10 protein-coding genes are annotated in these 11,513 nt (G+C 54.9%); 7 read left to right on the top strand and 3 right to left on the bottom strand.

The window, feature by feature from the left end:
* The first annotated feature begins 196 nt into the window (after nt 1-196).
* Genes FYZ48_RS17830 through FYZ48_RS17820 form a run of 3 tightly spaced genes read left to right on the top strand, consistent with a single transcriptional unit; the run spans nt 197 to nt 4,325 of the window.
* Nucleotides 197-1,945, top strand: a complete 1,749-nt coding sequence (locus tag FYZ48_RS17830; protein WP_149342800.1) for an Hsp70 family protein — start codon at nt 197-199, stop codon at nt 1,943-1,945.
* Nucleotides 1,942-2,637 (top strand): hypothetical protein, encoded by a 696-nt coding sequence (locus FYZ48_RS17825; RefSeq protein ID WP_149342798.1) that lies wholly within the window; start codon nt 1,942-1,944, stop codon nt 2,635-2,637. Before FYZ48_RS17830 ends, FYZ48_RS17825 begins: the two co-directional genes overlap by 4 nt.
* A 14-nt stretch (nt 2,638-2,651) precedes the next feature.
* Nucleotides 2,652-4,325 carry a J domain-containing protein gene (locus FYZ48_RS17820; protein ID WP_149342796.1) on the top strand — a complete coding sequence of 558 codons (1,674 nt, stop codon included), beginning with the start codon at nt 2,652-2,654 and terminating at the stop codon, nt 4,323-4,325.
* 18 nt (nt 4,326-4,343) lie between these two features.
* Here the strand turns inward: FYZ48_RS17820 and FYZ48_RS17815 are convergent, their stop codons facing one another.
* The gene (locus FYZ48_RS17815; protein ID WP_149342794.1) at nt 4,344-4,844 is read right to left on the bottom strand and encodes a 3-hydroxyacyl-ACP dehydratase FabZ family protein; all 501 of its coding nucleotides are present in this window, start codon (nt 4,842-4,844) and stop codon (nt 4,344-4,346) included.
* Between the two features lie 223 nt (nt 4,845-5,067).
* Here FYZ48_RS17815 and FYZ48_RS17810 point away from each other — a divergent pair, with 223 nt between their 5' ends.
* Nucleotides 5,068-5,553 (top strand): DUF4177 domain-containing protein, encoded by a 486-nt coding sequence (locus FYZ48_RS17810; RefSeq protein ID WP_149342792.1) that lies wholly within the window; start codon nt 5,068-5,070, stop codon nt 5,551-5,553.
* A gap of 50 nt (nt 5,554-5,603) precedes the next feature.
* Nucleotides 5,604-6,743 (top strand): FAD-dependent oxidoreductase, encoded by a 1,140-nt coding sequence (locus tag FYZ48_RS17805; protein WP_149342790.1) that lies wholly within the window; start codon nt 5,604-5,606, stop codon nt 6,741-6,743.
* Nucleotides 6,744-6,758: 15 nt separating this feature from the next.
* On the opposite strand, the gene FYZ48_RS17800 is transcribed toward FYZ48_RS17805, so the two are convergent.
* A complete protein-coding gene (locus FYZ48_RS17800; protein ID WP_149342788.1) occupies nt 6,759-8,282 on the bottom strand; it encodes a neutral/alkaline non-lysosomal ceramidase N-terminal domain-containing protein in 1,524 nt (507 codons plus the stop codon).
* A 27-nt stretch (nt 8,283-8,309) separates the two neighbouring features.
* Complete coding sequence (locus tag FYZ48_RS17795) at nt 8,310-9,152, bottom strand: SGNH/GDSL hydrolase family protein (protein ID WP_149342786.1); 843 nt, start codon at nt 9,150-9,152, stop codon at nt 8,310-8,312.
* A gap of 393 nt (nt 9,153-9,545) precedes the next feature.
* On the opposite strand from FYZ48_RS17795, the gene FYZ48_RS17790 reads away from it, so the two are divergent.
* Nucleotides 9,546-11,072, top strand: coding sequence for a BON domain-containing protein (locus FYZ48_RS17790; RefSeq protein ID WP_149342784.1), 1,527 nt, complete (start codon nt 9,546-9,548; stop codon nt 11,070-11,072).
* Between the two features lie 96 nt (nt 11,073-11,168).
* Nucleotides 11,169-11,510, top strand: a complete 342-nt coding sequence (locus FYZ48_RS17785) for a cupin domain-containing protein (protein WP_145179700.1) — start codon at nt 11,169-11,171, stop codon at nt 11,508-11,510.
* Nucleotides 11,511-11,513: the final 3 nt, after the last annotated feature.

The following is an 11,513-nucleotide window of genomic DNA, read 5'->3' as shown; positions in this document are numbered from 1 at the left end:
CTCAATCAATCGAACTGTGTCAGTCCATTCAATCTATTTCACCCAACCCATTACAGAAGATTGAACCCGTCTCTTAAGTTGCTCGAATTGAGTGTGGAAACAGCCTGAACGGAAGATTACAATCTGTTAATCAGTGATCCTGTTTCTAACATCCGCGTGCAGACTTAAGCACGCTCTCGAGATAGATTCTTTTGCCATGACACATATGATTGGTATCGACCTGGGAACCTCCAACTCCCTGTGCGCCGTCTTTGAAGATGGTCAGCCCAGGCTCATCCCTAATGCCCTGAACTCGTTTCTGACGCCCTCTGTGATCAGTGTTTCGGAGGACAATCGTGTGCTCGTGGGCGCTGCCGCCAAGGAAATGCGGGTCACGCAACCGGAACGCTGCGCCTGGGTTTTTAAACGACTTATGGGGACCGAGCAGAGTGTGAAAATCGGCACGCATACCTTCACCGCGCCGGAGATGTCTAGTCTGGTCCTGCAGTCACTCAAACAGGATGCGGAAGCCTACCTGGGAGCCCCGGTGGAGGATGCCATCATCACGGTTCCCGCTTATTTCAATGATCATCAGCGGAATGCCACCAAGCTGGCGGGAGAGCTGGCCGGTCTGAATGTCAGGCGTATCATCAATGAACCGACGGCGGCGGCCCTCACATATGGTTTTCATGATCGAGGGGCCGACAAGCGACTGATTGTCATCGACCTCGGCGGCGGCACCTTCGATGTCACCGCGATGGAAGTCTTTGAAGGAACCCTGGAAATCATCTCCACCGCAGGCGAGAGCATGCTGGGTGGCGAAGACTTTACCGATCGCATTCTGGCATGGACACTCAGCACACAGAAAATGCAACTGGAAGTGGCTGAAATGAAAGCCCCCCTGCTCGTCGCACGACTCAAGCAGGAATGCGAGGCTGCCAAACATGCCTTCTCGACAGCTTCGGAAGCCAGAATTCGTTTCCCTGACGTGCAGGGCGAAATCACCGAGCAGTCTCCGGTCATTACGATTTCACAGGAACAGTTCCAGAAACTGAGCGAACCATTAATCAAACGTCTCTCGCGGCCCATCGCCCGGGCTGTTCGGGATTCGCGGATTCCGCCGCAGGAATTCACAGACGTGATTCTGGTCGGTGGTGCCACCCGCATGGAGGTCGTCCGCTCTTTTGTGCGTTCCTTCTTCGAGACCGAGCCGCTCTGTTCTTATAACCCGGACGAAGTTGTGGCGCTCGGCGCTGCGGTGCAGGCAGCGTTGATCCAGGATGACCAGGCCGTCGACGACATGGTGATGACCGACATTTGCCCCTTCACACTGGGAACGGAGGTCATTAAGGAATTTGGCCAGCGTAAGGTGGACGGCTATTTCCTGCCCGTGATTCATCGCAACACCACCATTCCAGTCTCCCGCGAAGAAGTGGTGTATACGGTCTCACCCAATCAGCGGCAGGTTGCTGTCGGCGTCTACCAGGGGGAATCGCGCAAAGTCGAGGACAATCTCTTCCTGGGCAAACTGGAGGTCAAAGGGATTCCCCCCGGACCAGCGGGCAAGCCCGTGCATCTGCGGTTCACGTATGACTTAAACGGCATTCTGGAAGTCGAAGCCTACGTGCCGGAAACCGGTAAAAAATCAACGCTCATACTCACTCAACACGCCCGGCTCTCCTCCAGTAAAGAGATCAAGTCGGCCGTGAAGAAGTTGCAGGCGCTCAAATTTTACCCGCGGGACGATGTGCGTAATCAGCATCTACTCTCCTTTGCGGAGCGGGTCATCGGCGAAGTCAGCCCTTACCAGCGCGAAGATCTGGAATCCATGATCGATCAGTTCGAGCATGCGATGTCCTCCGGCGATCGCGAATATTTCGACTCCGTCCGTCAGAATCTGTTAACCTCCCTGGCAGCCCTGGGATTCCACTACGATGAAGAGGAAGGCCGGGAACGCGAATCATGACAACAGCGCGCGAGAGCGAACAGGACTATCTCAGCCGTCTGTTGCAGATGAACCCCCTGGGTTGTACCGAAGAAATTCTGGCACGGCGGCACCACTTTCTGAATTCCCATTCGATGGAACACCCATTCCTGGCTGATGTGGATCTGAATTTTATCGATCGCAAGCAACGGGCACGGCAAAAGTTAGAGACCATCCGCAGAAATTTCTGGCAGGTCAATGCGCAATCACTGCTGGTGCAGCTTGAAAAACTGGATGTCCACGAATTTCCCGAACTGGGTTTTTCCGTCAGTCGCCTGCAACAGGTTGCCCGGCTCAAAGGCGAATTCGCACGTCTGCAACAGCACCATGCCTGCTTTGAAAATTTTTACGAACAGTTCACGCAGCTGGTGGTCGCACCGCCGGAAGAGGCGGAAAGGCTCCGCACTCGAAATGGGGAGTCCACCAGCATAGAGCTGGCCGATCTTGATCTGAATACACCACGCGACTACCAGCGCATCGCGGAAGTCGTTCAAAAACAATTTCCCGAACTCTATGAACTGGAAAAATACTGGTTGAATCAGGTCGCCGTTTCGGGCAGGGAACGGTCTTCTATCAATCGTACGGTTAATGTCCTGTATGCCCTGATCATCGCCTCCATCGGTCTGGTCCTGCTGCTGGCGCTGTTCTATCTTCCTGAAACTCTCACTGGCTGATTCCGGAGACTGGCATGAGCGAATCTGACGAACCACAGTGGGACCTGTTACCGGATGACCCCGAACAGTTTTTTTCTCTGTCGGGCGATTACGATGTGCGCGACCTGAAACGCAGCTACAACGCGCTGATCAAACGCTTTAAACCGGAGAAATGCCCCGAAGAATTCCAGCGGATCCGGGCCGCTTATGAACGTCTGAACGACGCGCTCCGTTATGGAGAAACACTGAATCCGGGCAGCTTACCACCCCAGGCGCAGTTCGACTGGTCAGCCCCGCCCGCTCCCGGTAACCAGGCTCAGGAGTCTTCCGAGGAACAGACCATCCTGCCTCCCTCGGACATCGATCACGGTGAGTCGGAATCGGAATCCACACCGCTGCTTGAATTCCCCGAGCTCTACGAACGCGTCCAGCAGGAACCACTGCCGGAGGTCTACGAGGAACTCAAGACCCTCCCGCACAAAACGCCTTACGATTATTATGCACTCGCGCTGATTTCGGATCTGATTTCTGACGAAGAGTTTTCATTCCCGTTCTGGCTGCTGAAAGGGCTGAAAGCCCATCCGGAAGAGCCGGCCCTGTTTGAACTGCTGCACCAGTATTTTTTGACCGACCAGACCGTTAAGGGTTTGGGCAAGCTGCTGGTCGAGACGGCGCGGGTCATTCGTAACGATCGTTTCTATTATCTCACGGAAAACGCCTGGGACCGTCTGCTCCGGGAAGTTCCCTTCAACCAGTTTCGCCAGGTGCTGGAGGCCTGTGAAGCGAACCTGCTCGATCACGAAGTCGATCATATGCTGGTGTTCTACGTGCATCTGCTCAAAGCGGGTCTGTGGAAAGCGGACCCCGACTGGATCCGCATGATCCTCGTCCAGATCGACGAATACCACGAGCGGATGTCGTACTGGCTCGAACTCGAATACGAATTCCTGTTTCTGATTCGCAGCTACCGGGAACAGCGCGAGGAGTTTTTAAAAGGCGGGCCGATCAGAAAACTGATCGATCAAACGATTATCGACTACTGCACCCAGAGCGAACAGGTGGCGGATCGCCGGTTTCTGGAATGTCAGCAGACGCTGGTCTCACAACGCGATGAACTGTTGAAAGAATTCGATGTGCCCAGCCGGGGTTGCCAAGACGTGATCTACCTCTGGGAAACGATCGCCGCGGATGTCTCCGAACGCATCGACACCGAATGGTCCCCCGATGATCCAGCGACCTTACCGGAACAGACGCACCGTCTGGCCGGTCAACTGTTTGCCGAAACGGAAGGTGCCGAGTATCGCAAAGCGGTGAAGATCCCCACGCTGGCTTTCGTGCTGATCTTCCTGGTCTCGATTATCGTCGGCCTGCTCTTCGCCCTCAATAAATCCGATTCGATCTCCGCTATTCTGCTGATCGCAGGCTGTCTGCTGCTCTTTAACGGCGTGACGTTCATCATCAGTTACCTGGTCGCAGACGTCGTCACCCAGGAATTCTACCTCTCCTGGTGGCGACGACAGCTGTTAACCTTCTATCAGTCACACTGGTTTCCACTACCCTACCTGGCAGCAGAGTTAAAGCGGCTCAACGGCACCCAGATCGGCAAGGAAAAGTTCCGCGGCATGAGCGAAGTAGCCCACATGCTCCGCAACGATGCCGGTCTCTGGTTTTACTCCACCGCCCAGCGGCTGCTGGCGGCCTGTCGTTGAGAGACTCTGCTCAGCCTGCTACACCCCGACCGGACCGGTCAACACGCTGGATTCGATGTTCGTCAGCTGAAAGCGGTTCCGCATGATGATCTTTTCCCCGACAGCAATGGTCGCCCGGAAATCGAAGATCCCACTCAGCCGTTCATTCAGATTCACCCGGATTTCCAGCTGATCCCCGGGGCGGGCGAAGCCTTTGAAGCGGGCCTGTTCCACTTTGACCAGCACACCCAGGGCGTACTCATTAAAATGCGGATCGTGAGTGTTGTATTCCGACATCGGATTATAACGGGCGGCGATGAGGATCCCCGCGGATTGCGTGGTCATTTCCTGCATCATCGCACCCGGCACCACCGGTGCCCCCGGAAAGTGCCCCTGCAGAAAATACTCCTCACCCGTGACGCGCCGAGAGGTGACAATCTCACTGTCCGAAATCGACTGGATGTCATCGACCATCAGGTAAGGAGCCCGGTGGTGCAGGTAGTCTTCAACGGACGAGAATTCGTGGTGGTAGGTTTGCATACTGTGGACTTTCTGAGCAGAGGTAAGATCTTAACGTAGTAGTTCTACTCATCTTGTTGATTTTGGGAAGTCCTTAATTCGTCGAGAAAAACAGGCAGCAGGGAAACCAATGCCACTGGAAGCGATCTCCACATCAGCAGACCAAAGTGCTTGATCACTTGTGCACATGGGGCTAAACTGAGACTTATAACCCTTATGAGTTTTAGATCAAAGAGGAATCCTGATGGCCATTTTTATCTGCTCCGAATGCGGACATACCGAAGAAACACCCGAAGAATACATTGGTAAAAAAGCTCGCTGCCTCAGCTGTCAGACGATGGGAACAGTTCAGGCCAAACCACCCGCCCCTCCTCGGCAGTCTCCCCAACCTGTGGTAAAGGAGTCGAGTGCCACTCCGCCGCCTCAGGATTTTGTGAAAGAGGAAACGCCCACTCCCCCGGCACCAGCGTCTGCCTCCAGATCAAATTCACTTACCTTTGTGCTGATTGGACTGGTGGCTGCGATACTTCTCATTCAGTTGCTGAGTATCCAGCTCAACATGCCTGCAACAGCCCAGTGGGAATATAAGATTGTTTCCCCGAAAGACTCCGTCATCATTGAAGAACTCGATGACCTGGGTGAACGAGGCTGGGAAGTAGTCACCGCCAGACGCGCTTCAGGCTACAATGACTCGTACTCATATGAAATGATTCTAAAGCGGGCTAAATAGGTCGGCTTCAATCACCATCCGATTCCTCTCTCTTTCGGAGCAATTAATCCATGCGAATACTTATCGTCGGAGCCGGTATCGGGGGGATGACGCTGGCGGCGCTGCTCAAACAGCGTGGTTATCATCCCACGCTCATCGAGCGTGCCCCTGATTTTGAACACGCCGGCTACATGCTGGGACTCTGGCCCCTTGGTTATCGGGTGCTGCATGGCCTGGGTCTCTATGAGCAGTTCGCCGCCGAGACTCTCGAATGCAGACATTACGAAGTCCGCGATAATCATGGCGATCTCGTCAAGCACTGGTCGATGGCACCGATCTCGGATCGCTTCGGCCCCAACCTGAGTTGCACGCGTCCCCAGTTGATCAAGCTCCTGCATTCGGCCATCGACGATCTCGATCTCCGTTTCAATACGACACTCGAAACGCTTTACGATGACGGCGAGACGGCAACCGTTGCATTCAGCGATGGCCGTACTGAGACATTCGATCTCGTCGTCGGTGCCGACGGCATTCATTCGAAGGTGCGACAGATGATCTTCGGCGATCAACCTTACTACCACACCAACTGGGGTGGCTGGGTCTGGTGGGTCGGCCTGGATCAAGTGCCGCAGGAAACCTTCATCGAACACTGGGGCGCCGGACGCTTCTTCGGGATCTATCCCACAACTCAAGGCGCGGGCGTTTATGCCGGTGCGCCGGTGACAGACGACTTCAGTCAGCCGGGGCCGGGTCGCAATCAGCGGATTCGAGACCGGTTCGCCGGGATGGGGGAACTGGTCGAAACCTGCCTGGAGTCGCTTCCCGATGACAATTCCGATCTCTTCTTCTGGAAACTCTCCGACGTGCGAGCCAAAGAGTGGACCCGCGGCCGCGTGGTGCTGCTGGGTGATGCGGCAGCCGGTTTCCTCCCCACCGCCGGCATCGGTGCATCAATGGCAATGGAGTCTGCGGCAGTTCTGGCCGATGAACTTTCCCGCACCAATACGCAATTCCTGGAACATGCCCTCGCGCTGTATGTCAAACGCCGCCAGCATCGCGTGGAGAGCACCCAGAACGACTCGCGACATCTGGCGAAGATGATGTTCATCAAATCCGCCACCGTCTCTCATATCCGCGACGTCGCCACGAAATTCTATTCCCTCGAACAACTGGCCGGTTCGATTGCGAAAGCGTTTGACGAACCAATCTGAGGGGCGGCGGATACATCACTCCCCACGGTTCACCCGGTTATTATCTTCCGTGTGGGCCTTCTTGATCGCCGTACGTTGCTGGTCGTTATAGAAATCGGTTGTTAACGGCTTGCGCTTTTCGCCCGACAGGGATTCCATCAACTGCAACAGTTTGTCGACAATCTGCGGCTCTGCCTGAACTTCCAGACCGGCGGTGCGGGCAGGCCAGGTGGTGTAGCCTCCCAGGTAATGCTGCTCGGGAGGCGGAATGTAACCCGCGGCGCCGTTGGCCAGCCCCATGTTGAAGGTCTGCCTGAACGGACTCTGCGCTTTGAGCTTAAGCCCGGTGATCCCATAGACTTCGTTCGGAATCGCCGTGATCCCCAGGTCGCCGATCCGAATCACCTGCAGCACGATCTGCTCCTGTGGATGCTCGTGAATCCACTGTGCCTGTTCCGCATAAACTTCTTCTTTTGATTTCGGACGACGTTCGCCCCGTGCCTGGTTGTACTTGTCTGCCCAGGCCAGCCGCTCTTTACTCGGCAACCGGCGTTTGATGAGCAGCGACGATTCCGCCATCTTCAACTGTGACTCGGAACTGTCGTACTCAATCTGTTGATACGCCTTCCAGGCAATGTCGGCCAGTTCGCGGGCATACTGGTCGATCGAGTAATCGGTGCGACGGGGCGCTCCATAATTCATCCACTGCAGATCACCGGAGGTTCCCTGAGACATGGCGGCCACGAACGGCTTCTCTCCTTGTGTACCGACTTTCTGTTCCAGCTCGTTACAGAACCGGCCGTAGTAATCGGACGAAAATCCACCCCGCGCGCCGAAATAGTGCATCGAGTAATTGGCCAGCAGACCAATGGGTCGTTTGCCATCCGCAGACTGAATGCTGAGCAGTGACAGCCCCGTATCTGCGGGACCGGCGGGGCCGATAAAGGCGGGATTCTGATAGCCCGGATGCATGATTGCCCGGACCGTTTTGTCGCCGAAGGGATCGACGCCGTACTGCTCGGGATCTCGTAACCAGCGACGGCAGTGCGTATGCTCGGGTGCATCAATGCTGGTATAGCCGACGCGTGCCGGCTCCAGGTTGGCGAATGCCTGTGCGATCCCTTCCGCCAGTTTCGGAGGCAGGAAACGCTCGTAACTGGGATCACTGCGGGTGCCCAGGCAAAAGTTCATCACACTGGGAGCAGAGTGCGTATGCGTGGAGGCGATCAGCATCCGATGAATGGGAATGCCGGTCTGTTTGCTGGCCAGCACTTTGGCCCGTTCGCAGACATCGCGGGGAATCATACAGGAATCGACGACGACGATGGCGATCGCCGCCCTGTCATTCTGCAGGATAAAACAGCGGGCTTTGAGTCGATCCAGGACTTTGTCCTGATTCTGTTCCAGAAACAACCCGTTCTGAATCGCGGGCAACGTAGGCGGCGTCACATCGACCGTGGCTGCTCCTGCGGAGAGCCCGCATTCGCCATGTGTCGCCATGAAAAACAGTGTTGCAAACAGAATCAGGCTGGCTAAAACAGGTGGCATCGAATTTCGCATCGTCGATTTCCTCTAATCCTCGGTGAATTACGGTTTTGATTCCTGCGCCGGTTTGCGGGCCCGCAGTTTAGGTGCGAGATATTTCGCGGTTTCGTCAGCGATCACATTATAACCTGCCAGATTCGGGTGCCGGTCCGAGTACCAGCCGGGCAGATGTCCCAGGATCGGATCGAGCTCATTAGCCATCACGACTACCCGGCCTCCCGAGATAAAGGGTTTGACCAGAGCCTGATATTTTTCGGGAACCTTTTCCACCGGATAGCGGCGGTAGTTGAGCATGTTAAAGCCCTGTTTGAGCTCAGCAGCATACCGTGGATAAATGTCAAACACTTCCAGCCCCTCTGCTTTCGCAACGCCGAAGATCAGAGCGTTGATCTCTTTGCTCACCTCTTCATTGGCAAACGGAATCACCGTCATGGGAATCAGCACCGCCTGGGGATGGTCTTTGCGCAGACGGTCCAGCAGCGCATGGAAATCTTTGGGGAAGTTCTCCGTGAAGTCCTCCCGCTTCGCCCGGTCATTCAGCCCATAGCGGATGAAGATATAATCCACGCCCGGCAGCTTGGCCGCATCCCGATCGTAGCGGCCCGAATCAAACAGCCGCTTGATGTATTCGCCGCTCAAGCTGGAGTTGATCACATGACAGGCCGGCAGATCGCCTTCCGCGGCCAGCAGTTGTTCGATGACGGATTCCAGATGCGGTCCTTCCGGTTTCAACCGGCGGGGAATGCTGCCCTCTGTAGTGCTGTCACCCAGCAGCAGGATTTGAATCTTGCCTTCATGCTCAGCCCGGGCAGAAGTCACAAGCAGCAAAAGCAGGCAGCACAGCGGCAATAGAAATTTCAGGGAACGTAAACGGGGTGAGTTCATCAGCGGAGTCCTGTACGGTGGGTCATTCTGAGCAGGAAGGTAAAAAACATTTGTCTTGTTAATTCATTATGCTCTACGGAGACGGGAAGATCAATTTACTGATCGGTGGCTCTCCGCGCAAAGCGGGGGCTGAGCGTCCAGAAGCGATGGTGTCTCTTATAAAACGTAGATTTTTCTACCTGCCTGACTGCCAACACTTTGACGCAAACGCTGCCGTAATCAGTACATCACTGGCATAGGTTTTGCGGCATTTGATACACAACAACGCGTGCATTCTCACCGAATCCCACTCAGGCAGATTCTCTTGCCTCAGATTTCACCACTGACACCGCCTGAGACGATCAGCACTAGAAGCAGTCTGTATCATAAACTCGCATGTAGAAGGAGGCAGCAATGGCTTTACTCAACTCTCGACAGCGAAGAACCTGGCTCTGTGCTCTGGCGACACTGACTTTCCTCGTGGGATGTGTTCCACGTCGTGAGGTCAGAGCGGAACCCGAAATGACCAACCAGACCATCAGTGACAAGATCAGTGATGAGATGCTGCTCGACCCGGGTGTGGTCTCGACCAGACTCGACATCCAGACCGAAGATGGCATCGTCACGCTCTCCGGTCAGGTCAATAACATCCTGGCCAAGGAGCGGGCAGTGCGGATTGCTGAGACCGTCAAAGGGGTTCGGGCCGTGGTCAATCGGATTGAAGTCAAACCTTCTCCTCTCAGAACGGATGATGCTATCAAGCAAGATATCAAGACGGCACTGCGTACCGATCCAGCAACGGAAGCCCGGGAGATTGATGTTCGCGTGAATGAAGGCGCTGTCAAGCTGACGGGCAAAGTGGAATCGTATCAGGAACTGGATCTGGTTAAGAAGGTGGCCCAGGGAGTACGCGGTGTTGTTGATCTGCAGGAAGAGATTCACGTCTTTTACAAGGATGAACGTCCGGATCAGGAAATCGAAGAAGAAGTGCAGGAAACCCTCCGCTGGGATTCACAAATTAATGACCACATGATTACCGTCACCGTCGATCAGGGTCAGGTGAAGCTCGCAGGGGTTGTCGGTAGCGCTGCGGAAGTAAGAATGGCGAAAGCCGATGCCTGGGTCGCAGGCGTGAACGATGTGGACACAGAACACCTGGAAGTTGATCCCTGGATACATGAAGAAAAACTGCGCGGCAATAAATTCGTGAGTAAATCAGAAGCAGAAATCAGCAGCGCCGTGCAGGATGCCTTAATGAGAGATCCACGTGTGAAATCCTTCAACGTCGATGCCGAAGTAACTGGCCGTACCGTGACCCTGCGGGGAACGGTCGACAATCTCAAAGCCCGTCGTGCAGCCGCCCGGGATGCGAAAAATACGGTGGGCGTCAGCTATGTGGAGAACCGGCTGAAAACGAGGTTCAATCAGAACCGTGAAGATTCAGCCATCGCCGCGGATGTTCGCGACACTTTCTACCGCGATCCTTATATCGAACGTTTCGACATTAATGTCACCGTCCTGAATGACACCGCGTACCTGTATGGGAAGGTCGACTCGCAGTATGAAAAGAACCGCGCCGATGATCTGGCGTCACGGGTTCCCGGCATCGTGGATGTCAGGAACTTCCTGAGTGTTGCGGAACAGCGGCCTTACGTTTCCGATCCCTACATTGATGATCTCTTCATCGATCAGGATGCCCTGGTGCGCTATGACCGCAGGTCACCTTACCAGTCGGATAAGGAAATTAAAAACGATATTCAGGATGAGCTCTGGTGGAGTCCGTTTGTCAGTTCCGAGAAGATCAAGGTCTCCGTGGATGACGGTATCGCGACCCTCAAAGGGCAGGTCAGTTCCTGGAGCGAAAGAAGGGCCTCTACTGAAAACGCTTACGAAGGGGGCGCCCTGCTCGTTGATAACGAACTGGTGGTGAAAAGCGACTGATTTCATCCAACCGCTTTACAACACCGTTTCACTTTCAGTGAGCCGCGTCAGCAACTGGCGTGGCTCACGCCCATTTCAGCAGAAAGGAATTCAGAAATGAATGATACCACTGTCAAAAAAGTAGACTCAGCCCATTCCCCCGAAGGAACGATGGGACAAAAATATCTGGCATCCGGAGTTTCGGTTTCGATGCGACTCTGGGAAGAATCGCCTGGATCGGTCGACCCGCAACCAATGAGCCGGGATTATGAAGTCGTCGGATTCGTCATCAAAGGGACGGCTGAACTGGAACTGGAAGACCAGAAGCTGCTGCTCAATCCGGGCGAAAGCTGGCTGGTACCGAAACATGCGGTTCACCGCTATCGGATCCTGGAACCGTTCGTCGCAGTCGAGGCCACGGCTCCGCCGGCTCATGTGCATGATCGTGACAGTAAATAGCTT

The organism is Gimesia chilikensis (genome assembly GCF_008329715.1).
Classification (GTDB): Bacteria; Planctomycetota; Planctomycetia; order Planctomycetales; family Planctomycetaceae; genus Gimesia; species Gimesia chilikensis.
This window is presented reverse-complemented; position numbering and strand designations above follow the sequence as displayed.